This window comes from Paenibacillus sp. FSL H8-0259 (genome assembly GCF_037963255.1).
GTDB lineage: Bacteria > Bacillota > Bacilli > Paenibacillales > Paenibacillaceae > Paenibacillus_AQ > Paenibacillus_AQ phytohabitans.
Window position 1 is genome coordinate 7,580,009 of record NZ_CP150147.1, and the last position, 24,092, is coordinate 7,604,100.

Annotated in this window: 23 protein-coding genes, 2 pseudogenes and 1 riboswitch; of the genes and pseudogenes, 13 read left to right on the plus strand and 12 right to left on the minus strand. The window is 50.9% G+C overall.

From position 1 onward, the window contains the following. Nucleotides 1–344 precede the first annotated feature (344 nt). Entirely contained in the window at nucleotides 345–2,336 is a 1,992-nt protein-coding gene (uvrB, locus tag NSU01_RS32610; RefSeq protein ID WP_042140176.1) for an excinuclease ABC subunit UvrB, read from the minus strand. Between the two features lie 181 nt (nucleotides 2,337–2,517). Between uvrB and NSU01_RS32615 the strand changes: the two genes are divergently transcribed. The 3 genes from NSU01_RS32615 (at nucleotide 2,518) to NSU01_RS32625 (ending at nucleotide 4,913) form a co-directional block, all read left to right on the plus strand. Next, nucleotides 2,518–3,306: a flagellar motor protein gene (locus tag NSU01_RS32615; protein WP_042140177.1), complete on the plus strand. Its 789-nt coding sequence runs from the start codon at nucleotides 2,518–2,520 to the stop codon at nucleotides 3,304–3,306. Further along, a complete protein-coding gene (locus NSU01_RS32620) occupies nucleotides 3,303–4,196 on the plus strand; it encodes a flagellar motor protein MotB (protein ID WP_042140178.1) in 894 nt (297 codons plus the stop codon). Before NSU01_RS32615 ends, NSU01_RS32620 begins: the two co-directional genes overlap by 4 nt. Before the next feature lie 84 nt (nucleotides 4,197–4,280). Then, a complete protein-coding gene (locus NSU01_RS32625) occupies nucleotides 4,281–4,913 on the plus strand; it encodes a hypothetical protein (protein WP_076246508.1) in 633 nt (210 codons plus the stop codon). 133 nt (nucleotides 4,914–5,046) lie between these two features. Here the strand turns inward: NSU01_RS32625 and gcvH are convergent, their stop codons facing one another. Next, nucleotides 5,047–5,439, minus strand: a complete 393-nt coding sequence (gcvH, locus tag NSU01_RS32630; protein WP_076246506.1) for a glycine cleavage system protein GcvH — start codon at nucleotides 5,437–5,439, stop codon at nucleotides 5,047–5,049. 184 nt (nucleotides 5,440–5,623) lie between these two features. Continuing rightward, a riboswitch (glycine riboswitch) is annotated at nucleotides 5,624–5,719 on the plus strand. Nucleotides 5,720–5,908: 189 nt separating this feature from the next. On the opposite strand from gcvH, the gene gcvT reads away from it, so the two are divergent. From gcvT to gcvPB, 3 genes are read left to right on the plus strand one after another with little or no spacing between them, the layout of a single operon-like run. Continuing rightward, entirely contained in the window at nucleotides 5,909–7,030 is a 1,122-nt protein-coding gene (gene gcvT / locus NSU01_RS32635; protein WP_076246504.1) for a glycine cleavage system aminomethyltransferase GcvT, read from the plus strand. Further along, entirely contained in the window at nucleotides 7,030–8,382 is a 1,353-nt protein-coding gene (gene gcvPA, locus NSU01_RS32640) for an aminomethyl-transferring glycine dehydrogenase subunit GcvPA (RefSeq protein WP_076246503.1), read from the plus strand. Before gcvT ends, gcvPA begins: the two co-directional genes overlap by 1 nt. Beyond that, entirely contained in the window at nucleotides 8,379–9,839 is a 1,461-nt protein-coding gene (gene gcvPB / locus NSU01_RS32645; protein ID WP_076246501.1) for an aminomethyl-transferring glycine dehydrogenase subunit GcvPB, read from the plus strand. Before gcvPA ends, gcvPB begins: the two co-directional genes overlap by 4 nt. Before the next feature lie 119 nt (nucleotides 9,840–9,958). Here the strand turns inward: gcvPB and NSU01_RS32650 are convergent, their stop codons facing one another. Further along, nucleotides 9,959–10,765, minus strand: a complete 807-nt coding sequence (locus tag NSU01_RS32650) for a helix-turn-helix transcriptional regulator (RefSeq protein ID WP_076246499.1) — start codon at nucleotides 10,763–10,765, stop codon at nucleotides 9,959–9,961. A 215-nt stretch (nucleotides 10,766–10,980) separates the two neighbouring features. Here NSU01_RS32650 and NSU01_RS32655 point away from each other — a divergent pair, with 215 nt between their 5' ends. From NSU01_RS32655 to NSU01_RS32670, 4 genes are all read left to right on the plus strand, one after another. After that, a complete protein-coding gene (locus NSU01_RS32655; RefSeq protein ID WP_076246497.1) occupies nucleotides 10,981–11,331 on the plus strand; it encodes a hypothetical protein in 351 nt (116 codons plus the stop codon). Nucleotides 11,332–11,533: 202 nt separating this feature from the next. Further along, nucleotides 11,534–12,550 (plus strand): ATP-binding cassette domain-containing protein, encoded by a 1,017-nt coding sequence (locus tag NSU01_RS32660; protein WP_076246495.1) that lies wholly within the window; start codon nucleotides 11,534–11,536, stop codon nucleotides 12,548–12,550. 15 nt (nucleotides 12,551–12,565) lie between these two features. Further along, nucleotides 12,566–13,375 (plus strand): ABC-2 family transporter protein, encoded by an 810-nt coding sequence (locus NSU01_RS32665; RefSeq protein ID WP_256703968.1) that lies wholly within the window; start codon nucleotides 12,566–12,568, stop codon nucleotides 13,373–13,375. Between the two features lie 19 nt (nucleotides 13,376–13,394). Next, on the plus strand, nucleotides 13,395–14,192 hold the full coding sequence (locus NSU01_RS32670) for an ABC-2 family transporter protein (RefSeq protein ID WP_042140187.1): 798 nt from the start codon (nucleotides 13,395–13,397) through the stop codon (nucleotides 14,190–14,192). Between the two features lie 194 nt (nucleotides 14,193–14,386). Here NSU01_RS32670 and NSU01_RS32675 read toward each other — a convergent pair whose 3' ends face one another. From NSU01_RS32675 to NSU01_RS32685, 3 genes are all read right to left on the minus strand, one after another. Beyond that, the gene (locus NSU01_RS32675) at nucleotides 14,387–14,773 is read right to left on the minus strand and encodes a hypothetical protein (RefSeq protein ID WP_042140188.1); all 387 of its coding nucleotides are present in this window, start codon (nucleotides 14,771–14,773) and stop codon (nucleotides 14,387–14,389) included. Between the two features lie 757 nt (nucleotides 14,774–15,530). Continuing rightward, on the minus strand, nucleotides 15,531–18,554 hold the full coding sequence (locus tag NSU01_RS32680) for an efflux RND transporter permease subunit (protein ID WP_076246493.1): 3,024 nt from the start codon (nucleotides 18,552–18,554) through the stop codon (nucleotides 15,531–15,533). 238 nt (nucleotides 18,555–18,792) lie between these two features. After that, on the minus strand, nucleotides 18,793–19,515 hold the full coding sequence (locus tag NSU01_RS32685) for a cation:proton antiporter (protein WP_083705654.1): 723 nt from the start codon (nucleotides 19,513–19,515) through the stop codon (nucleotides 18,793–18,795). 272 nt (nucleotides 19,516–19,787) lie between these two features. Between NSU01_RS32685 and NSU01_RS32690 the strand changes: the two genes are divergently transcribed. Beyond that, on the plus strand, nucleotides 19,788–20,243 hold the full coding sequence (locus NSU01_RS32690; protein WP_042140192.1) for a hypothetical protein: 456 nt from the start codon (nucleotides 19,788–19,790) through the stop codon (nucleotides 20,241–20,243). A 134-nt stretch (nucleotides 20,244–20,377) separates the two neighbouring features. Here NSU01_RS32690 and NSU01_RS32695 read toward each other — a convergent pair. The 5 genes and pseudogenes from NSU01_RS32695 to NSU01_RS32715 form a co-directional block, all read right to left on the minus strand. Then, nucleotides 20,378–20,699: pseudogene (locus NSU01_RS32695) on the minus strand (IS3 family transposase); the annotation flags it as partial. Between the two features lie 61 nt (nucleotides 20,700–20,760). Further along, the gene (locus NSU01_RS32700) at nucleotides 20,761–20,913 is read right to left on the minus strand and encodes a hypothetical protein (protein WP_256703965.1); all 153 of its coding nucleotides are present in this window, start codon (nucleotides 20,911–20,913) and stop codon (nucleotides 20,761–20,763) included. Nucleotides 20,914–21,044: 131 nt separating this feature from the next. Beyond that, the gene (locus NSU01_RS32705; RefSeq protein WP_076246491.1) at nucleotides 21,045–21,530 is read right to left on the minus strand and encodes a hypothetical protein; all 486 of its coding nucleotides are present in this window, start codon (nucleotides 21,528–21,530) and stop codon (nucleotides 21,045–21,047) included. A 664-nt stretch (nucleotides 21,531–22,194) separates the two neighbouring features. Beyond that, nucleotides 22,195–22,404 (minus strand): hypothetical protein, encoded by a 210-nt coding sequence (locus NSU01_RS32710; RefSeq protein ID WP_076246488.1) that lies wholly within the window; start codon nucleotides 22,402–22,404, stop codon nucleotides 22,195–22,197. Then, on the minus strand, nucleotides 22,359–22,694 hold the full coding sequence (locus NSU01_RS32715) for a sigma-70 family RNA polymerase sigma factor (RefSeq protein WP_042140194.1): 336 nt from the start codon (nucleotides 22,692–22,694) through the stop codon (nucleotides 22,359–22,361). The genes NSU01_RS32710 and NSU01_RS32715 overlap by 46 nt, the downstream gene beginning before the upstream one ends. 167 nt (nucleotides 22,695–22,861) lie before the next feature. Here NSU01_RS32715 and NSU01_RS32720 point away from each other — a divergent pair, with 167 nt between their 5' ends. Continuing rightward, nucleotides 22,862–23,056, plus strand: coding sequence for a hypothetical protein (locus NSU01_RS32720; protein WP_076246486.1), 195 nt, complete (start codon nucleotides 22,862–22,864; stop codon nucleotides 23,054–23,056). A 59-nt stretch (nucleotides 23,057–23,115) separates the two neighbouring features. Then, on the plus strand, nucleotides 23,116–23,277 hold the full coding sequence (locus tag NSU01_RS32725; RefSeq protein ID WP_179093579.1) for a hypothetical protein: 162 nt from the start codon (nucleotides 23,116–23,118) through the stop codon (nucleotides 23,275–23,277). A 177-nt stretch (nucleotides 23,278–23,454) separates the two neighbouring features. On the opposite strand, the pseudogene NSU01_RS32730 reads toward NSU01_RS32725, so the two are convergent. Beyond that, nucleotides 23,455–24,057: pseudogene (locus NSU01_RS32730) on the minus strand (cation:proton antiporter); the annotation flags it as partial. Between the last annotated feature and the right edge of the window lie 35 nt (nucleotides 24,058–24,092).

Below are 24,092 nucleotides of genomic sequence, written 5' to 3' on the forward strand. Positions count from 1 at the left end.
TACGCGAACTGCGGCTGTTCCTACGGAATGCGCTAAGTGCGTAACTGCAGCTGTCCCTACGGGATACGCGAACTGCGGCTGTTCCTACGGAATGCGCTAAGTGCTTAACTGCAGCTGTCCCTACGGGATGCGCAAACTGCGGCTGTTCCTACGGAATGCGCTAAATGCTTAACTACAAGCTGTCCCTACGGGATGCGCAAACTACGGCTGTTCCTACGGAATGCGCTAAGTGCTTAACTGCAGCTGTCCCTACGGGATGCGCGAAGTGCAAATGTATCTTCAAAAAGAACGGCCAGTGAAGCGCCGTTCCGTGATCATTAAGTGTAAGTGCTGGCGGGGCCAGCTTACTCGGCCCGCAGTTCAAGCAACGCATCGCGCAGCTCGGCGGCGCGTTCGAATTGCAGGTTCTTGGCCGCGTCCTTCATCTCGGCCTCCAGACGCTGCATCAGGCTCTGCTTCTCTTTCTTGTTCAGCTTGCCGCCGGCGCCGGTGAGATAATCGGCCTTGGACTCGGCCACCTTGGTGGCCTCGATGATGTCACGCACTTTCTTATTGATTGTCGTTGGCGTGATGCCGTGCTTCTCATTATGGGCAATCTGAATTTCACGGCGGCGCTGGGTTTCGCTCATCGCCTTCTCCATGGAATCCGTAATACGGTCGCCGTACAGAATGACACGTCCATCAGAGTTACGGGCCGCCCGGCCGATCGTCTGAATGAGCGAACGCTCGGAGCGGAGGAAGCCTTCCTTGTCAGCATCGAGGATGGCGACAAGGGAGACCTCCGGCAGGTCAAGACCTTCTCTTAATAAGTTAATACCCACCAGTACATGGAACGTACCGAGGCGGAGATCACGCAGGATAGCCATCCGCTCCAACGTCTTGATATCGGAGTGCATATAACGCACCTTAATCCCGATTTCCTTGAAATAATCGGTCAGATCCTCGGACATCTTCTTCGTAAGTGTTGTAACGAGTACACGCTCATCACGCTCCACACGGTCACGAATTTCACTGATCAGATCATCGATCTGCCCCTCTGTAGGGCGTACTTCGATGATCGGGTCCAGCAGGCCGGTAGGACGGATAATCTGCTGCACCATAGTATCGCAGTGCTCCATTTCGTACGGTCCCGGTGTAGCAGACACATATACAATCTGGTTCACTTTCTCTTCGAATTCCTCGAACTGCAGCGGACGGTTATCCAGCGCGGACGGGAGGCGGAAGCCATGCTCCACCAGTACAGTCTTACGCGCACGGTCACCATTATACATAGCCCGGATCTGCGGCAGCGTTGCATGGGACTCATCAATAACAATCAGCATATCATCCGGGAAGTAATCCATTAAGGTATATGGAGTTGCTCCCGGCTCACGGAAGGTGAGCGGGCCGGAATAGTTCTCGATACCGGAGCAGAAGCCCACTTCCTTCATCATCTCAATATCATACCGCGTCCGCTGCTCCAGGCGCTGGGCTTCCAGCAGCTTGCCCGCATCACGAAGCACGGCCAGCCGTTCCTCAAGCTCCCGCTCAATGTTGATAATAGCTACACGCATTGTTTCTTCTTGGGTAACAAAGTGCGAAGCCGGGAAGATCGCTATATGATCGCGCTCACCAATCAGCTCTCCTGTGAGAACATCAATCTCGGTAATGCGCTCTATCTCATCTCCGAACAGCTCCACACGGATCGCATGCTCCCCCTGTGAAGCCGGGAAGATCTCGACCACATCGCCGCGTACCCGGAACGTCCCGCGTACGAAGTTAATGTCATTGCGCTGGTACTGGATCTCCACGAGCCTGCTCAGAATCTGATTGCGCGGCTTCTCCATCCCTACCCGCAGTGTCAACAGCATACTTCCGTATTCCTGTGGCGAACCGAGGCCATAAATACAGGACACACTCGCAACAATAATAACGTCACGCCGTTCGAACAGCGAACTGGTGGCGGAGTGCCGGAGCTTGTCAATTTCTTCATTTATGCTGGAATCTTTCTCTATGAAGGTATCGGAGGAAGGAATGTACGCCTCAGGCTGGTAGTAATCGTAGTAACTGACGAAGTAGTCAACGGAATTGTTCGGGAAAAATTCTTTGAACTCACTCGCCAGCTGCGCCGCAAGCGTCTTGTTGTGCGCAATGACCAGCGTCGGGCGGTTCAGTTTGGAAATCACTTGTGCGATGGTAAAGGTCTTGCCTGTACCTGTCGCTCCCAGCAGCGTCTGGTGCTTCTTGCCCTGCCGGATGCCGTCCAATAATTCTTCTATGGCATGAGGCTGATCGCCCTGGGGTGTATACTCGGACTCCAGTTCAAATGTCTTTGTACTGACGACAATATCACTCATTTGCCCGTCTCCCCTCTATCGTCTAAAATATATGAATATATTATAATTGTAGCCCTAATAGTTGCCTGTCCATACCGTACTGAAAAATATGGAAGATAGGAATACATGTTCCCGTCTATTATACAGCGTTGCCCAGATTGATGCAAACCATAATATATAGAAATTTAAGGAGCTTGAACTTATGGATATCACTTCAATTATCGGCCTGCTGGCAGGCATTGCCGCAATGATCGGCGGCTTTCTCTGGGAAGGCGGAAGCTTATCCGGCCTGCTGCAGCTGAACGCCGCGCTGATCGTATTCGGCGGCACCCTTGCCGCTGTACTCATCAGTTTTCCGGCCTCCAGATTACGCAGCGTCCCGGCGGCTCTGCGCCTGGCATTCGGCAGACATCCCGACACCACCCAGGAGAAGGCCGAGGAGCTGATCTCCATGGCTGCAATCACTCGGCGCGGGGGTGTGCTTGCGCTGGAGAAGAGAGCGGAGGAGCATCCGGATACCTTCACCCGCGAAGGGCTGTTTCTTATTGTCGACGGCACCGATCCTGATCAGGTCCGGCAAATTCTTGAACTGGAGATGGACGCCAAGGAACTGAAGTATGAAGGCTATGCCAAAATCTTCGAAGCCGCCGGCGGCTATGCTCCGACTATGGGCATCATCGGCACCGTAATGGGATTAATACGGGTACTGAGCAATCTGACGGATCCCTCTAATCTGGGGGCCTCGATCGCTGTAGCTTTTACAGCAACGCTCTATGGCGTAGCCAGTGCTAATCTTATATTTTTACCCATCGCCTCCAAAATCAAATCCCGCAGCCAAAGCGAACTGGGTAGCATGGAGATGCTACTTGTCGGTATCCTGTCCCTGCAGAATGGGGATCATCCGCATCTGGTCCGCAAAAAACTGACCGCCTTTATTCCCGATGCCTCACCTAGACGCAGCAGCAATAATAACCCGGGAGACCCGCTATGAGACAAAGAAACCGCCGCCAGGGACGTAGTAGAGGTAAGGAGAACCGGGACCGCTGGATGATTACCTATGCGGATCTGATTACGCTTCTGCTCATTTTTTTCATCATCCTGTACGCCATGAGCAGTCTGGATACGCAAAAATACGCGATCGTTACCGGTTCATTATCTGATACCTTTAAGAGCGGCAGTCCTGTGCTTGAAGGCGGAAATGGAGTGCTGGATGGTAATCAGGGGAACACGGGAGCCGCAGTCTCGAATGAACAAGAAGCAGGCGGAAGCACCGGTGGCGGTCTTTCTTCCGGGGGCAATGTGAAGGAGAATGGTTCGAACGGAACCGGGACGGGCACGGATACCTCCGGGCAAAACGGGGAGACTGCCGAACACCAGCCTTCGGCGCGTGAGCTCGCTTTTCGTGAGCAGGAGGCCAAACTGGCCGCGCTCATGGGTGTAATCACCAAATACGTGGAAGATAACAACCTTGGGGAGCAGATCTTTGTAGCGGATAAACCGCAGGGCATTGCCATCACGCTTAGCGACCGGTTCCTGTTCGATGCCGGCAAAGCCGAGCTGAAATCACCTGCCTTCCCGGCACTGCGTCAGCTATCCGGCCTGTTCCGCGGAATTGGTGCCACGATCAGCATCGAAGGCCATACCGACAATGTCCCGGTAACCGCCGCTTCAGATTACACGGATAACTGGGAGCTATCCGGCGCCCGCGCACTCTCTGTGCTGCGCTTCTTCCTGGATAACGAGGGGCTTAGCCCCGATACTTTCCAATATGCCGGTTACGCGGATACCAGACCTGCTTACGATAACACTACCGTTGAAGGACGGCAAAAAAACCGCCGGGTCGAACTCATTGTCCTGCGGCAGCTTCAGGAGGAAGAATAACGCGAATCCGCAAGCGAATCAGCTCAGAGTTCTGCAGATGAGAAGGCACGGCAACCATTTGCTAGTATAAGGAGATTGAACGCTATGCAGACTACAAACGGAACGACACCGGACGCCACCCGTTTTCTCTATTTTCTGCGGCAGCTGGTTTCGCTGATCATGATTGTTTTTGCCCAGGGAATAATCACCTTCTTCGCGGGTTTATTATCTATATTTATGATGTTCTTCTCCTCCGATTACTTCTGGGGGGACCTGGCCCATGTGTATCCACCCGATAAACTGATGTATATAGGCATTGACTTCCTTATTGCCGGCGCAGTCTTTGCCCTGCCCTGGCTCGGGGTCTGGTGGATGCTGTACGGTTTGTCCGAGGATAGACGCATCCGCTGTTTCCCTCTTCTTTTACTCTTCGCCTATCTGACATTTGTGATTCTCTTTCTGCAGATCAATCCGGTCTATGACCCGGAAGCCATGATCCCTTCCTCTGCCGGGGAATCCACCTTTCTGGTCTGTATGGGCATGTCTGCCGTGGTGCTTTTCCCGTTTTATTCGGCCGGTGTGTATTACTTCGTGCTCAAACCCAATACCCGTCCCAGAAAAAGATACCGGTTCCTATTGCTGTGCCTTATCTTTGCCGTTGCGGGTCTGGCTCTGCTCCCCGCCCTTTGGCACTTGGCGCCAAGCATTTATCCGGGGCTGCTTAGCTTTCCGGAGTGATACAGAAACGCAAAAAGACAGACCTCTCACATTAGTGACATCTAATGTAATAAGAGAAGCCTGCCGTGTTCATCTTTTCGTAAATCCAGTTCAGTCATCTATTCTAATAATCCGGGTACATAAACGGTTGAAACTATTCCCCAACCAATTCCTTATAAGCAGCCGCATCCAGTAGGCCGGAAGCTGCCTCGGCAAACTCACCGTCAAGCTCCAGCTCAAAAATCCAACCGCCGCCGTATGGCTGATCATTGATCAGCTCCGGGCTGGATTCGAGTGCGTCGTTGATCTTGGTAACCTTGCCGGATACCGGTGAATACAGCTCCGACACCGTCTTAACAGACTCGATGCTGCCTACGCTGTCGCCTGCGGTAATGGCTGCGCCGATTTCCGGAAACTCAACAAACACGATGTCGCCCAATAAATGCTGCGCATGATCCGTAATTCCCACACGTACTACGCGTCCTTCACCCTGCTGTGCCCATTCATGCTCTTCGCTGTATAGCAGGTTGTCCAACACTTCACTCATTTCCAAGCCGCCTCTTTTCCACATTTGGAGTTCTAAATTTAGTTATAGCCTAAGTTATGACCTTGCCTAATGTCAATATAACTGACAGGAAAATTAAATTTGTCATCTTTTTGACGTTTTTTGATTGACAGCGTGCTTGTAAACCCGGTTTAATGGAGTCAGTAGAAAAACATATGGTTTGCGAATGATGGCATAGGGAGAGACTGACCCTCAGGGGCAGCGCCGAAGGAGTAAGCCCGGGATGGGTGAATCTCTCAGGCAAAAGGACCTTTGCCGGACGCATCTCTGGAGAGCATCCACAGCCTGGACAACAGGAAACGGATCACCAACGGGGAAACCTGCGGGCATGATAGCAGGGTAACTCTCAGGTACAAAGGACAGAGCGAACGTCTATTGATGCATGTTTGTTGTGCATTGATGGACTTTCGCCTGTCCTTTTTTGCATGTAAACAGACTAAGGGGTGACACGATGGAGTCTTTGAGAAGAACGCCTTTTTATGATCTCTATGCCGCTTATGCGGAGTCCAGATGCATTGATTTCGGCGGCTGGGAGCTGCCGGTGCAGTTTACTGGCATCGTTAAGGAACATGAAGCGGTCCGCCAGCAGGCCGGACTGTTCGATGTATCGCATATGGGTGAATTCATGGTTGACGGCAGCGGCGCTGAAGCCTTCCTGCAGCAGTTGACCACAAATGACGTCAGCCGCCTTGCAGACGGCGCGGCGCAGTATACCCTGATGCTCTATCCGAGCGGCGGCGTAGTAGATGATCTGCTCGTCTACCGCCTGGGCCATGAGCGCTATATGCTCGTCGTGAACGCCTCCAATATCGACAAGGACTTCCAGTGGCTGCAGGAACATCTCACCGCTGAATTCAGCGGTGTCAGCCTGAAGGACGTCTCTGATGAGACGCTGCTGCTCGCTCTGCAGGGTCCGCTGGCTGAGACGATTCTGGCCGAAGTTACCTCTGCCCCGCTCGCAGAGCTGAAGCCCTTCCACTTCATCGAACACGCCGAGGTCTGCGGCGTATCTGTACTGCTCTCCCGCACCGGCTATACCGGGGAGGACGGCTTTGAGCTGTACGCCCCGGTCCACACAGCGGCTGCACTCTGGAATGGTCTGCTGGCCGCAGGCGCGCCGCATGGCCTGACCCCTGCCGGACTCGGCGCACGCGACACGCTCCGCTTCGAAGCCAAGCTGCCGCTGTACGGCCAGGAGCTCTCGGCGGATATTACGCCGCTCGAAGCGGGTGTCCAGTTCTTCGTGAAGCTGGACAAAGCGGATTTCATCGGCCGTGATGCCTTGCTGAAGCAGAAGGAAGCCGGTCTCCCGCGCCGCCTTGTGGGGCTTGAAATGATCGACCGCGGGATTCCCCGCTCCCATTATCCTGTATATGCCGACGGTGTGAAGATCGGTGAAGTCACAACCGGTACTCAATCCCCAACGCTGAAGCGGAATCTCGGACTTGCCCTGCTGGATGCTGCCTATACTGAGATCGGCACAGAGGTGTATGTGGAGATCCGCGGCAAGCAACTGAAGGCTGCCGTGATCAAAGCCCCGTTCTACAAAAAGAGCCAAGGAGTGAAGCCGTAATGAAGCACCGCTATCTGCCTATGACGGAGCAAGACCGCGCAGAAATGATGGAGACTGTCGGGATTCAGTCCATCGATGAGCTATTCGCTGATATCCCTCAATCTGTCCGCTACCAGGGAACGATGCCGATGTCCGGCCCGCTGGACGAATATGCGCTGCTGCGCCATATGAAGGGTCTGGCTGACAAGAATGCCGACTTTGATACCCATGCCAGCTTCCTTGGCGCCGGCCTCTATGACCACCACATTCCTGTTGTCATTAACCATATTATTTCCCGTTCGGAATTCTATACTGCCTATACCCCTTATCAGCCGGAAATCAGCCAGGGCGAGCTTCAGGCAATCTTCGAATTCCAGTCCTATATCTGTGAGCTGACCGGCATGAAGGTCGCTAATGCAAGCATGTACGATGGTGCAACGGCCTTCTCCGAAGCAGCCGTGCTGGCCGCAGGCGCCACCAAACGCAAGAAGCTGATTGTCTCCCGTACGGTTCATCCGGAAGCCCGCCAGGTGCTGCGTACTTCGGCCAATGCCTGGGGCCTGCAAATCGTGGAAATCGATTATAAGGACGGGGTTACCGATCTTGCCAAGCTGGCTGAGGCCATTGATGCCGATACTGCCGCCGTTCTGGTCCAGTCGCCCAACTTCTTCGGCGGCATCGAGGATCTGCGCCAGGTTGAGCCGTTGATCCACGCCGTCAAGGGATTGCTCGTGGTCAGCGCGAATCCCATTGCACTCGGCGTGCTGGAAACGCCCGGCAAGCTGGGCGCCGACATCGTAGTCGGCGATGCACAGCCGCTGGGTATCGCTGCATCGCTCGGAGGACCAACCTGCGGATTCTTTGCGGTTGCCGAACCGCTGATGCGCCGCATGCCGGGCCGGATCGTCGGCCAGACCGTTGACCGTAACGGCAAGCGCGGCTTCGTCTTGACCCTGCAGGCGCGTGAGCAGCATATCCGCCGCGAGAAAGCGACGTCGAATATCTGCTCTAACCAAGCGCTGCTGGCGTTATGCGCATCCGTCTACTTGTCCGTGATGGGCAAGGAGGGCATGCGCGAGGTTGGTGAGCTGAACATCCGCAAGAGCCATTACGCCGCCGGACGGCTGGCTGAAATCACCGGTGCAGAGCGCGTCTTCACCGCCCCGTTCTTCAATGAATTTGTCCTGAAGCTCCCGGAAGGCAGCAGTGTCAGTGAAGTGAACTCCAGGCTGCTGAAGGCAGGTTATCTGGGCGGCTATGATCTGGGCCGTGAGTATCCGGAGCTTGCCGGACATATGCTGGTTGCCGTGACTGAGAAAAGAAGCAAGACCGAAATTGACGAATTCGCCACTGCACTGGAGGGCTGTATATGAAACCGGAACAAACCCTGATCTTTGAATTAAGCCGCCCCGGCCGCTCGGCTTACTCTTTGCCTCTATGTGATGTGCCGCAGGAAGAGAGCATCAGCTCACTGATTCCTGAGGGCCTGCTCCGCAGCGAGCCGGTAGTGCTGCCGGAAGTATCCGAAGTGGATGTTATCCGCCACTATACTGCCCTGTCCCGGCGTAACTTCGGGGTCGATAACGGCTTCTATCCGCTCGGCTCCTGTACGATGAAATATAATCCGAAGATCAATGAGGATGTGGCCCGCTTCCCCGGCCTTGCCAAGATCCATCCGTACCAGCCGGAAGAGAGTATCCAGGGTGCACTTGAGCTGATGTATACACTGCAAAAGGATCTCGCCGGACTGACCGGCATGGATGCGGTCTCCCTGCAGCCTGCCGCCGGTGCCCATGGCGAATGGACCGGCCTGATGATGATCCGCGCCTACCATGAAAGCCGCGGCGAGGTCCGCACCAAGGTCATCGTGCCGGATTCCTCGCACGGTACCAACCCGGCCAGCGCCGCAGCCGCCGGACTCGACACCGTCACCATTCCTTCCAATGATAAGGGAATGGTCGACCTCGAAGCGCTGAAGGCCGCGGTCGGCAGCGACACCGCCGCGCTGATGCTCACGAACCCGAGTACTCTCGGACTGTTCGAGACGCAGATCGTCGAGATCGCCGCGATTGTCCATGAAGCCGGCGGATTGCTCTATTATGACGGAGCGAACTCCAACGCCATCATGGGCATCACCCGCCCGGGCGATATGGGCTTCGATGTGGTCCATCTCAACCTGCACAAGACGATGAGTACGCCGCACGGCGGCGGCGGTCCGGGAGCCGGACCGGTCGGCGTGAAGGCGAAGCTGATTCCGTTCCTGCCCCAGCCGTCGGTGGTGCAGAACGAAGACGGCAGCTTCTCGCTTGACTCCGGCGGGCCGCAATCTATTGGCCGCGTCAAAGCCTTTTATGGCAACTTCGGTATTCTGGTCCGCGCTTACGCCTATATCCGCACCTACGGCCCGGACGGACTGCGCGAGGTGTCCGAGAACGCTGTGCTGAATGCCAATTACATGATGCACCGTCTGGCACCTTATTTCGAAATTCCATTCCCGGGTGTCTGCAAGCATGAATTCGTCATGTCCGGCAGAAACCTCAAGCAGTACGGCGTACGTACCCTGGATGTGGCCAAACGGCTGCTCGACTTCGGCTACCATCCGCCGACTGTCTACTTCCCGCTGACGGTAGAGGAATGTATGATGATCGAGCCGACTGAAACCGAAAGCAAGGAAACGCTGGACGGCTTCATTGAGACGATGATTCAGATCGTTAAGGAAGCGCAGGAGACACCGGAGATCGTAATTAATGCACCGCATACCACGGAGATCAGCCGTCTGGATGAGACCCAGGCCGCGCGGAAGCCGGTACTGAACTGCTCCTGCGGCTAAATGCCACTGGCGGCAACGCGCAGGCGAAAATAACTGCACCGCAAATAAATAGCCGGGCAAGCGATACGCTAGTATCACTGCCCGGCTATTCTTATGTATATATAGGCTTTGCGCGCCTTCTATGGCGTAAGCCGTTTGACGAACTGGAAGCGGTCATTCACCCTCATTTTACTGTAAATACTCTTCAGCATATTCCGAACCGTGCCTTCACTGATGCCCAGATCACTCCCGATGTGCAGCGCGCTTTTCTCAAGTAACCATAGCCGTGCTACATCCTGCTCCCGCGCTGTCAGCTTATATTCCTGGAAAGTGGCTTCCAGGCGGTATTGCTGCATCTCCGGGTTCTTCTCCATCCACTTCTCCATAATATTCTCGGCAATCTGCTGCACGAACGGAATCGCGAATTCAATCGGTTCTCCTCTATTAAAAGAAATGTCCACATATCCGAAGACAGTATCCTCATTCTGCAGCGGAGCACACACACAGTTCCAGTTCTGGAAGGCCTGGTCGGAATGTTCCGCCCCCCGCACTACCCCGATGCAATTCATCTCCATGGCCAAGGATACGGCATTCATGCCCGAGCGCTGCCTGCATAAGCTAACTCCCGGACGCAGCTCCGCCTGTTCCATCTCATCCCGGGTAACCGGAGAAGAACAGACCAGCTCCAGAATGGTACCCGCCTTGTCCGTCAGGAATACAACATAAGGAATAGAGAGCAGCTGGTTTAATTTATTCATTTCACTGCGGATGGAAGATATCATGGCTCTGTGATAGATATGCTCCTTCGATTCTTCTGGAAAAGAAACCCCGGACTGCCCGCTATGTAATTCGATTTGCTCTGCGTCAAGCGGCCGGAAGGCTTCAAGCTGCTGTGCTTCCAAATCTCCGGGCACGCTCCATGCTCTCGATTGTTCAAAGATTCTCACGACGATCCCCCTCCATTTTTACCATTTCCTATATAACCGATTTTAAAAGAAAGTATTATAACATACAATTACGGAATAAAGAACATTCAGCATTGGACCTGTAAATGAACCTGCAAGCGCTGTAAAATAGAAAAATCTGCAGTCAAAAATCACCAGTGAAAACGGCTATGTTGTCCTGTAATAAGGACCGTACCCTTTCAGCAAGGAGGTTCTACATGCTTCGCATCGGCTATATCTCGGCAGTCCTGAATCTGGCAACCGCTATGGTATCATTCATGCGCTTCGGCAGTAATTATGCACTGGCGATCATGATAAGCCATACACTAATGCTCTTCCTGGGTTACAGGCTGCTCCGCTCCAAAAGCAATCTGGCCCTAATCCCGCTGCTCACGGTCAGCTGCTCCTTCCTGATGTACAACGTGGTCTATGTTCTATTGAAGCAGATCAACCTTGTAGACCTGTACGCTGTAGACTGGAGACTGGAAGTTCAGCTGTTGCTGCCACTATTAATAGGGTTACTCCTCAAAGCCATTCTCGAACGAAGCGGCAAATCCCGGTTAGTCTAGTTAACCAGGGTAGCCGCTTTTTTGCAGCATCATTCGCCATAATAATCTAAATAAATATATTCATTCGATGGATTATGATAGTTTTCGACATTGCCGCAGTGATATATTTATTCATACGTCTTTTACATAGATTGGGATTCAGAAATTTATATGCTGCGATAAAGCGAACGCGCTTTCAAAGTAACTTTCAGGAGGGTTAGCCTTGAGTATTATTGAAGCCAGAGGGCTGAGCAAGTCATTTATGCAGGCAGTGAAGGAGCCGGGCCTGGGGGGAGCGGTTAAGCACCTCTTCCTCCCCCGGCATATTGAGAAGGTGGCGGTTAAGCCGCTGGATTTGAGTGTAGAAGCAGGCGAGACGGTGGCCTACGTGGGCCCGAACGGTGCAGGCAAATCGACTACCATCAAAATGCTGACAGGAATCCTCATGCCCTCAGCCGGCACTGTTTCTGTAAACGGTATCAATCCGTACAAAAAAAGAATGGACAATGCCGCCCAGATTGGCGCCGTGTTCGGCCAGCGTACCCAGCTGTGGTGGGATATCCCGATTGTGGAGTCTTTCTCGCTGCTGAAAGATATTTATCAGATTCCTGGCGCCGTCTACAAGACGAATATGGAGCTGTTCACTGAAATGCTGGGAATGAGCGAGTTCATCCATCTCTCTGCCCGGAAGCTCTCCCTGGGTCAGCGGATGCGCGCCGATCTGGCCGCAGCCCTGCTGCATAACCCGCCGATTCTGTATCTGGATGAGCCGACCATTGGCCTCGACGTATCCGTGAAGCAAAAAATCCGCGAGTTCATCAAACAGATCAACCAGGAGCAGAACACTACGGTGATGCTGACCACCCATGATCTGGGGGATATTGAGGATCTGTGCAAACGGCTGATTATCATCGACCATGGGGCGATTATTTATGACGGCAGCCTGAGCGAGGTCAAGGCCCGTTTTGCCAAAAACCGTGTCATCTTCTTTCAGGTCGGATCACCGATGCCGGAGTTATACGCGCAGCTCGCGAAGACACCGGGAATGAAGCTTGCGCAGCAGAGCGCGCAGGAATTCTCGGTCTCTTTTGACCGGTACGAATATACCGCCAGTGAAGTGGTGGGCCGGGTGATGAGATATGGCGAAGTGGTCGACTTCCGGATGGAAGACACTAATATTGAGCAGGTCATCAAGGCCGTCTATGACGGCAAGCTGGATCTGACCGGAACCGGGGAATAAGGAGGTTTACACAAGATGATGACTGCTGCCCAGTTTAAAATGTACAGAAGTATCGCGAACCGCTCCCTGCAACGGGTTTTGGCTTACCGGATTTCTTACATCATTACCTTTCTGGCGAACTCTATCAATCTGCTGGCCATCTACTTTCTGTGGCAGGGCATTTACAGCGGGCGTGAGGTGGTAGGCGGCTATACCTGGGACCAGATGAAAACCTATCTGCTGGTTACCTTCCTGGCCAACTCTGTGTTGTCCTGGTATTCGGAATCGGCCATTTCCGGCAAAATCCTTGACGGCAGCGTCGCCGTAGACCTGCTTAAGCCGGTCGATTTCCAGACCGCAAGATTCGCGGAAACCTTGGGCTCGAGCCTGCTTGAAGGCGGCATGAGTACGGTCCTGCTGATCCTGTTCGCCACCTTCCTGACCGGAGTCACCTTTCCGGGTTCGCTCTCTGTCTATGTCTTGTTCGCAGTCAGTCTGCTCGGTGCAATCGTGGTGAAATTCGGCGTTGTCTATCTGGCGGCACTTTTATGCTTCTGGTCCACCGGATCGATGGGCATCGTCTGGACACGGATTGCTCTGACCAATCTCCTGTCCGGAGCTTTGGTGCCCCTGGCCTTCTTCCCGGACTGGCTGGAAAAGCTGGCGCTCCTGCTGCCCTTCCAGGCCATCATCCACACGCCGTCGATGATCTTTCTGCAGCAGGCAGATACCGGGGAGAGTCTGCAGCTGATCGGTATTCAACTTTTCTGGGGGGCAGCACTCTGGATTGCCGGCAGGGCAATGTGGAACTGGGCGGTACGCCAGGTGACCATCCATGGAGGCTAAGGCAGGAGGAGGCCGCAGAATGAAAATGTCCCAAATGCTCTACCTCTACAAACGGCTGTATGTGCAGCAGCTTAAAGCGATTTTGGAATATAATAAGGACTTCTATATTTTGATGTGCTCTGCCGCCTTGACACAGATTCTGGGGTTTGTCTTCCTCTGGGTGATCTATGACCGGATTCCGGATATTAACGGCTGGAAGTTCTGGGAAGTTACGTTTATGTACGCCATGATCTTTCTGACGGAGGGCATCGGCTCTTTGTTCTTCGAAGGCACCTGGCGCCTCGGGCGGCTGGTCAACATGGGCGAGCTGGACCGTTATTTGCTGCGGCCGGTGCCCGTTGTCCTTCAGGTGTTCTGCACCGGGATCGGCATCAACGGACTCGGTAATCTGCTGATTGGCGGAGTGATCGTCTGGCAGTCGCTCGTGCATAGCCCGGTTCACTGGACGCTGGGCAAAGCCGCCATCCTGATCCTGCTGTTTATTACTGCGGTTATCATCCGGGTATCGATCAACCTCGCGGGGAATTCCGCCGCCTTCTGGATCCGCAATGCGGGCAATGCCTTTCCGCTGATGGTGCATAACCTGTCCGATCTGGCCAAATATCCGATTACCCTGTTTCCGCAGGCGATCCGCATCTTTATTTCTACTGTGCTGCCCTATGCGTTCATCAGCTTTTATCCGGCAACCTATATTTTCGGCAAAAGCGGATGGTCCGGCTGGTGGCTGCTCGCCCCTGTTGCGGCAATAGGAAGCGCGGCTGCGGCTTATGGTATCTTCCGGTATGGATTGTCTAAGTATGAGAGTACGGGGAATTGATGGCGAAATAACAGCAACAACCTTTAACAAGTTGGAGTAGGATATACGTGAGCACTCGGGTGGACGCTCAGCAATCGGAACGTTGCTCCAATCGCTGTTGTGTCCAGATTTTTTTGATTTTAACTATCGGTGAAAATCCGGACACAAAGGCGACCGCTAACGCTTTTACACAATCGTTCCGTCCGCTCCGCTGTTTAAGCGGGAATCGGTTTAACACCTTTAATCACATAAATGCCAGAAGACCGGAATACCTGAATACTGCAAAAAAGAAACCTACCTTTTAAAACTGAAAGTGTTAGCAACCAGTTCAATAGGGAGTTTTGATTATCCTCCCTATACACGATGGAGTAATCCGCCTGATAGGTCTGATCCCCTTCCACACCGTCAATGGTGGAGACATTCAGGTGCCCCCGCTCTTCCGGACCGCTGGAGATCATCAGCAGTTCGCCCAGCTCCGTCGCTGCTCTCGCCCGGATGGTCCCCTCATCATTAACGGAATCAATCAGCGCTGAACTGGCCTGTCCCTCCAGGGGGAACAGACTGATTACTTCTTCAAGTGCCGGAATTTCCACTACAGCCATTGAGAATATCCTCTCACAAATTTAAATCTTATCTTCTATGCATTAAAAAATAGTAACTACTATCTCTATACGCCTCATGCGCAATAATAGCCCCGGTTTAGTTGTTTAAATCACAGTTAGCGCTTAGATTGAGCTTAGATTGAACTTAGTTAGAACTTAAGTGGAGGTCTCGTAGCGGAACAACCTGCAACTCAAGCATAATATCCGGCTGCAACTATCGTATTTCTCGTAAATCCTGCCCAAAATACAACAATTCTCTCATCAAAACGGCCATAATCCTAAATTGTTGTACAAAATACAACAATCCCGCTCATCCCGGCGGCTTAGCGGAACAATTCTTGCATTTCATACAACAATCTTCCTAAACACCCGTGTATCCTTAAGTCAAAGTTGTAATACGTACAACATTTTTGCCTACGAGTGTGAACTTGAGATTCTCACCCCTGCCAGCAACAAATCCGGTATGCAAAATGAAGGCTTCTCTGACTGGTTCCACCAGCGCAGGATCAGTTACTTGCTTGCCTGCGGTCTCAAGTGCGGCCTAGTTTGGAAGAAGCTGACGAAGAAAGCTCCATGACCGCCGTCCCGCAGACGGCGAAGAGCAGTGCGGACATTTCCGCACTGCTCTCATTTATGCTCTCACTACTGCTGCCAACTGCCATTGCTGTCCCAATAACTACTATCCACTACTAATTTCATCAACTACTACTTCCAGCTATTCCATCCCGTTCCCTTCTTCCTGCAGCTACTTCCCCAATCAGCTAGGCAGATCCGTTGACGCCACAGTTCCGGCTGCGGCAGGCTGCTTGCGTTCTTTGGCCGATTTGCGGAAATAGAGCAGCTCATAGATTGCCGGAACTACGATCAGAGTTAACAGGGTTGCCGCAGTCAGGCCGCCGATAACTACAATGGCCAGACTCTGCGAGACGATGCTTCCCTGCTCGGACTGCCCGAACAGGAGCGGCAGCATGGCGCAGACGGTAGCAATGGCTGTCATCAGAATCGGACGCATCCGCGTGCCGGCTGCCTCCAGAATGGCTTCGCGGACCGTCATATGCTCCTCATTATGCTTAATGCGGTCGATCAGCACGATCGCATTGGTGACCACGATGCCGATGAGCATTAATGCGCCGAACAATGCGGTGAAGTCAGGGGTCACACCCGAGATCAGCAGGGCTACGATGGCCCCGATTGCTGCGAGCGGCAGGGAGAACATGATCGCCAGAGGCGCACGCAGCGTCTTGAAGGTCAATACCATGATCAGGTACACCAGACCAATTGAGATCAATGCGGTCATGCCCAGATCACTGAAATCTCCGGCCTGATCGGCCGAGGCACCACCTGCGAACAGGGTTACTCCCTCTGGCAAGGTAATGCTGTCAGTCGCTGCTTTAATATCTGCACCGATCTCCGAGACCCGCTTCGGATCTGCCTCTGCGGTAATCCGTACATAAGGCTTGCCGTCTTTATGATACAGCATTGCCGGCTGGTCAGTGACCGTAAGCTCTGCCACCTGTGACAGCGGCTGCGGGCCGGCGGATGTCATAAGCATAATCTTCTGCAGTTCCTCCTGCGATGCAGGCTGAACCACTGGCTCCAGCACTACTGAGGCAGGGGAACCATCCAGCTCGATCTGGCCCAGCGGAACCGGATTCAGCATCGCACTAAGCTGCATGGAGATTTCCTGGGCATTCGCCACAGCCGGATCTACTTTGAACGCAAACACCGGCTTGGTATCCTCCATGTTGCTGGCTACTTTCCCTACGCCTTCGATCGTTTTCACTTTGGCAGCGACTTCCTTGGCAACCGCATTAATGGCTTGAAGATCATCGCCCACAATATCAATGTATTCATTGGTTGAGCTGGAGCCCATCATACTGGCTGCTCCCACGGTCAATGCTGCTCCGTCATAGGAAGACTGCAAGCTGCGGATATGGTCCATGAATACCTGCGCATCTGCATCTTCCTTCATCATGACGGTATAATCCACTTGGGTCAGCGACACCACACTGCCCCATTGTGCCGAATCTGCGCTATTACCGGATTGCATAATGACGATCTCCGCCTGCGGCTGCTTCATCAGTTCAGCTTCCAGCTGCTTGCCGTTCTCCAGCACCTCTGATACCGGCACATTATTCGGATAGACCAGCTGAACGGTTACCGTGCTGGCATCTGTAGCATCGAGCGCCCCTTTGGGCATCGTGACATAGGCGCCAATGGACCCCACAAGCAGCAGCAGTCCGAGGGATAACGTAATCCACTTCCGCTGCAGATTCCACTCCAGGAAGCGGCTGAACTTGCGGGAAGGCTCATGCTCCTTCAAGGAGGAGCCCTTCAGCAGCAAGGAGCTGAGCAGCGGTACTACCGTTAAGGCAACTATAAGCGAGGTCAGCAGCGAGTAAGTGACGGTCAGGGCAAACGGCAGCAGGAAGGCTTGCAGCCCGCCGCGCAGCAGCCCCATCGGCAGGAATACTGCTACCGTGGCAATCGTAGAGGTAGTAATCGCCCGGGCGACCTCTCCAGTTGCGCTGACTACCATTTCGCGGGACAAGCGTTCTTTTTGCATCCGCCGGTAGATGTTCTCGATCACCACGATACTGTCATCGACCAGCCGTCCAACCGCAACGGCAACGCCGCCCAGCGTAACTATATTCAGCGTGATCCCGGATACCTTCAGCAGGTACAAGGTAACCGCCAGTGATAACGGAATGGAGATAGCCGTAATCAGCGTTGCCCGTACATTGCGGAGGAAGATCAGGATCACAATCGTGGCGAATAAAGCACCGAGCAGCACCTCACGCAGCATGCTGTTTACCGAAGTCACGACCATATCCGAAGTGCTGAAGATCATGGATACCTCGGCATCTTTGACGCTGGCGCTAAGCTCCTCTGCTGTACTGCGCACCTTGTCGCCCACATCCACCGCGTTGGCACTTGCTTCTTTGGTGATAATGAGGAATAGTACATCCTTGCCGTTCGAGCGGCTCACACTCTCTTGGTCCAGCTTGGGCTCGACAGCAGCAATATCTCCTAGTGTTACTCCCGCTGCCACCGGCAGCTTTTGAAGCGTATCGACGCTCTCAATGGATGAAACCACGTTCACATTGCCCGTCTGGCCGCCAATCGTCTGCTCACCCACAGATGCCGATACGCTGCGGCCCTGAAGCAATCCCATGACCTGCGCCGTGTTTACTCCCTTCGCAGCCATTGCTGCCGGATCAAGCTTCACCCGGACCTGCGGAGAAGTTTTGCCGTAGAGGGCTACGCTCGCTACACCATCAATTTTCTGCATCTCGGGAAGGATCTTGTTCTCGGCAATCTCCAGATTCTCCTTGGTGAGCCCTTCATCGAACGCTACAGTGACCTGCGACACAGGAATCATCGAGGTATTCAGCTGAATGATGAACGGGTCCATCACGCCTTGCGGGAATTGTAGGGCATGAACTGCCTTCTCAACCTCCTGCGCCGCTTCCTTCATATTGGTTTTGCCGTCAAAATAAATATCCACCTTGGCATAGCCGTCAGCGGAAGTGGACATCTGCTCCGTCTTGCCTTTCACCAGTGAGGTCGCAGCCTCAATCGGCTTCGTCACTTGCGTCTCCATCGCATGCGCATCCTGGCCAGGACCCAGAACCGCAACGGTCACCTGAGGATTATCTGCCTCCGGCATGAATTCCATCGGCAGCGAGGTATAACTCATGATACCGACCACAAGCGCCATAACCACCAGAAGCCCGACTGCCCCCTTATTGCCAAACGACCATTTCGTAAGCCATGTCATTTCTTTTACCCCTTCCATTTCATCAAATGTATTGAACTCTTTATGTCTGTTCTCTTATGTATGAGCTGCAGATTCTTGCTTAAGTGTAGAAGCTTTGGGCTGATGCCAAAACGGTCCGGCGGAGGGTTTCGTTCTCGGTCTTAAGGCGGGTGGCGCCTCCTTCCAGAGGTACAACGCAAAAAAGCTGCCCTGTAGAGGACAGCCTGTTAAAGAATAACCTGGTATCGCCGCATAGCAATTAAGGCGAATTCCGTACCGCTTCTTCCCGGAACATACTCTTTAGCAGCGGCGGTGTCACCAGTGTGGTAATAATTACAGCAATGATAACGCCGGTGAAATATTGCGGCAGCAGCAGCCCGCTCTCTAAGCCCGTGGCTGCAATGATCAGGGCGACCTCGCCTCTGGAGACCATTCCTGTACCAATCACCAGTGACGAGTGGGTATTGAAGCCGGTAAGGCGTGCGCCTATTCCGCCGCCAAGCAGCTTGGCCAGAATGGCGACCAGCGACAACACCACCATGAATCCGATCTGGCTGCCGAGGCCCTCAAAGCTGACACTGAGACCGATGCTGACAAAAAAGACCGGCACATACAGCGAGTACGCAATTGGCTCTACTTTGGACTCCATCACATAACCCGGGGTACAGCCAGCCGGCGAGGACGGTAACGGCGAAGAACAGCAGTTTTTGACGATAAGCAGACTTAAGGAAATCTCATCGCCCGTACCGAAGGAGCACAATAAAAAAGCAAGGGAACTGTGGGCAGCGGCTTTAACTGATTCTACTAATATCCCTTTTGCTGAAAAAAGTTTTAAAAGTAACTCTTCTCTCATTTTACTAATGTCCCTAGCAACCAGGGAAGCAGTTGCCTTGTAATTTGCAATCGTCCAATCGGCTATTCCTGTCTGATCTAGTTGTTGAATAAAATCGTCGAACATTTGCTGCATTATTGAATCGCTCATTTTTTCATTTTATAGAAGATAACGAGTTTTTTTGCCGTAAGAAACGGTAGAATGCGATCAAATCTTCTCTTCTTCTGTATAGAGAAGACGACGAAAATACAGAAGTTTCAACACATAAATTATTTAATGTTTCTACCTTGGTTGTTAAGTGATATTCAAAATCTCCCTAATAGGTGAGGAGGAAAGTAAAGGGCACTTTTCTTACCTTAACTAAATGAAGTGTTTAGCCGAGAACGCCCTGCTAGGCTAAATACAAAACAGGAGGAATTTAAATGTCCGTTTATACAAATGAGTATACGCAGGTTGTTGTGATGACCAAATCTCAAGTGTCCCAAGCGCTTACTGAACAAAATGCTATTATTCAGCATGGTATCAAGGTACCAAATAGTTCTAATTTCATTTCTGCTGTGTCTGCAGTTACTTCAGTTTTGTCTCTTCTGATATTTAAGAAAACTATACCCAGTCTTGCATCTGGAATTGTCGCCGTATTTTCTTCATTGTTCCCAGATGAAAAAGCATCTGCCGAATTCATGGCAAATAAAGGACTCTCATTTCTTGCAACAGTAAACACTGCTATAAACAGTAGCGCACAATATGATCAAATTGAAGTTCAGCTTCCATTTTTAGAATACACTTATAACAATAGTGCCGATAACTGGAGATTTGTTTCGGGCTATGGGACAATTACTCGTCTTCATACACCTTCGGGTTGGATCAATGCTAACTAATAAAAGCCTTGTTTGGTATTATGAGACTGCCGCCTGTAAATGAGACTGGGATCGAAACACCTTACAAGTCTAAGCAGCCAGTCGTCGGAATTTAATCGGCGACTGGCTTTTAGCTTCGTTTGAATTCGAATTTAGGTGTAATAGATACTGTAGTCTCGAACGGTCTGTTTAACGATTGCAGGCGTTTTGCAGGTTAACCCTTCGAGATAGAATGTTTTTAGACTTTAGCGTTGGAATGAAACGATTCAATGGGAGCATTATCAGCAGGCGCTCCCTTGTGGGATATGCTCATGGTAATGCCTTTTCCTTTGACGGCCTCTTGTACACAAAGGAGGTGTAGACACTGCCCTGGTTACTATGGAGTAACACCGTTTCCTGCTTTGGAAGTTGGTTTAACGTATCCAAAACCAAGGAAGTGTCTTGCTTATCTGCTATACTGTAAGCCACAATTTTTCCGTACTCTGAAGAGTGTTACGGACCTAACTATACTGCTTACCTACAGCTACAGGGGTGAATTTTACCTTTTCGATACCACTTCATCCATACCTTTAGTGAAGTCACATTTCGGATGCCTAACTGCTCCATGACCTCCCGCACTGTAACTCCGGTTCATTTCTTTCATCTCAATGGATTCCATCATAATTTCTACTGTAGCTAACTCATTTGCCAACGCAAAAACACCTTCAAGGTTATCTCCATATCTTACGACATGGTTTCATTCTCTTGAAGGTGTTTTGATTTGTCTCACGTTAGGGGGGTAATCCCGACCAGGCATGAAAATGACATGGGTTTTTTTAATTATCAATTTATTTTCTTTTCCATTATGGTGCTTACTAAATTATTAATATCCTCTTTGTTAATGATAGAATACCAACGGTTGATTTTTTTCTCATCGTTAAGATCAATTACAAGCAGTTCATTCCTATCTTCTGAGACATTCAGAATAATTTTTAGGGTTCCCTGAACATCTAACCATATCGAGTCAAACTGATCTGTTGAATTATGATCACCTTTTATCTTTTCCTTGACTTCCAAGTTTGAAAGTCGATTAATCATATCGCTAAGAATATCATCGTCTGTAAGTTTGATTTCGTTTTTTATGTCATTTTTAGCAAGAAAAGTAATTGTTGTTATATCCTTTTTAGGTAGAACGGTAACCACATTTCCTAAGGTTGTTTCGGAACTTAACAAAATTCGAAGAGTGTTACCATAACTTTGGAATAAGAGGAAAATAAGAATGGCAGCAAATATAATTCTTAATGCTAAATGAACCTTTCGACTACGCATAAAAATATTAGGCCTCCCTTGTTTTCTGTCAATCCGGTGGCGGAAAAACCGGACCTTGAAATATTCCCTGTGATCGCACTTTGGATATCGACACCTGACGGATTGCCCTATATTGTCACGACAGTACAGTCCTAAGATTTCTCGTTCTGCCTCTTAAGAGGTCGACAACTGCTACATGCTCCTTGCAGGATCGTTGCTTTGTATGCCAAGACTTAGATGAATTTACAGCCTAAACCCACCCATTTCACAATGTTGTCCTCCTCTGCAAATATATACTAAAACCATCATATCACTTTATTCCAAAAAATAAAAAATATACCGACATCAAAATCAATGGTGTTGATTTTGCATAATAAGGATTTTATATCCTTAATAAGAAAGCATTTAAGATAGGTTTCCACGCAGTGCCACCAATCTTATATACACCACCTTCACACTAAGGAAATTACCCATCACTATTTGCATACAGATAAATTCTCCACAACGATCGAACCTATTGTGGCAGTCTACAACCTTATTTTCTTTCGACTTCTTCTGAAATAAAGGACCGCTTCATTTGAAGTGGTCCTCTTAAGGTTAATACGTAGCTTATGAGTGGTTTACAATTAATTTCCACTGTGGCCTAACTATGACTTTGAATCAAAATATGAATTATGAAAAATGCTTATTTATATAAAATTTCTAGAAACTCAACGATAATCATAGAGACTACATCTTCAGTCGGTAAATAAATATATCGACTTATTCTTTGTATATCTTCCTTATATAGATCTACCAGTTTTAAAGTGGCTTCCTTGTCTCTTTTCTTGGCAGCGTGCAATAAATTCATCATCTCATCGTCTGAGATAATTTCTGTATCATCTTTCTTTTCCATTTGTTCACCGCCTGTTGACTGATATGATATTGTTTTGCAATTTCAGCTTCAGATAGGTTCTGAAAATATATTTTTATCAGTAGTGATCTTTCTTGCGGGGTTAAAGTGGCAAACAACTGCTGAACTATTAATTTTTCATCAGATACTACTGTAAAGTCAGGTGTGCTAGGATTATGGTCGTCAATAGAACATTCTCGGCTTCTGATCTTTTTGGCTCTGTACTGTAATCTCCAACCTATTCGGTAAATTTCGGTTTTGTAGCGCTCGTAAATTGATGTGTCTTTTCCCATTCGAGATATCACCTCACTGAATGTGTCTATATATAGGGAAATTTGGGATTAATTTAACAACTTAAATAAGAACATATGTTTCTATTAATTATATTTTACATCTAAGTTGTAGAACGTGGCAATTCTTTTCCCTATTGGTAAAGATAAAAGAGAAAGGAGTAGCACTGATGCAAGTTGCAGATTTAATATCGCTAGTAACTAATGTCGGTTTTCCCGTGACGCTTTGCTTTATTCTGATTCGCTATGTATTACAAACTGTTGGCGAAAAATTAGATAATTTGGACGCCTCTTTAAAAGGGCTAACACAAGCTATAGAATCCATTAGAAATAAAGAAAAGGTTCCAGAGCCAGAAAAAAAGTAGGGTATTCAACCTCTGACTGTGGCCGAGTCTATTCTGATGCTGCGGTCAGTTACTTTACCTTGGCTACTCTGGATCCCTATACGGAGATCGAGGAGCATAAGGGCTACTTTATTTTGCAGTATGAAATGGAGGATGGCTATCGGTTGGATTTTGGCACCAAGCGATCGATTGAGCTGCCCACGGTAGAAGCAGCCTGGGAACTGATGGATATCATCATCTAATAGAGCATAATGTTATGCTTTTAGTCCTGAAGCATTAAAATATCCCACCAGTTTAATTTCACTGGCGGGATTTGCTTAGTTGATCATTCAAAGGCCGTTCTGTTGAGGACAGCCTGGAAACGAGAGATCTATTTAAAAAGAATATGGACAAGTTGCTCTGCTGCTCTTAACCCGGATTCATACCCCCTGTATCTCTTCTTCCCGGAACACCACCTTAAGCAGCGGCGGTGTCACCAATGTGGTGATAATTACGGCAATGATAACACCGGTGAAATATTGCTTCCGCAGCAGCCCGCTCTCAAGTCCCGTGGCCGCAATGACCAGGGCGACCTCGCCTCTGGAGATCATTCCTGTACCAATCACCAGTGACGAGCGGGTATTGAAGCCGGTAAGGCGTGCGCCTATTCCGCCGCCAAGCAGCTTGGCCAGAATGGCGACCAGCGACAACACCACCATGAATCCGATCTGGCTGCCGAGGCCCTCAAAGCTGACACTGAGACCGCTGCTGACAAAAAAGACCGGCACATACAGCGAGTACGCAATCGGCTCTACTTTGGACTCCACCACATGCTTGAAGGAGGTTTGTGCACTGGCAATCCCGGCGGCAAACGCGCCGATAATGCCTGCCATCCCCATCATTTCAGCGAAATAAGCATATCCGAACAGAATCACCAGCGCTGCCGTGATCGTCGCTTCGGTCACCCGCAGCGGAGCAAGCCAGCGCATCACCCGGGGTACAACCAGCCAGCCTGCAAGGACAGCGGCGGCGAAGAACACCAGGCTGCCCCAGCTGCACGGACAGTTCCCCTGCCAGT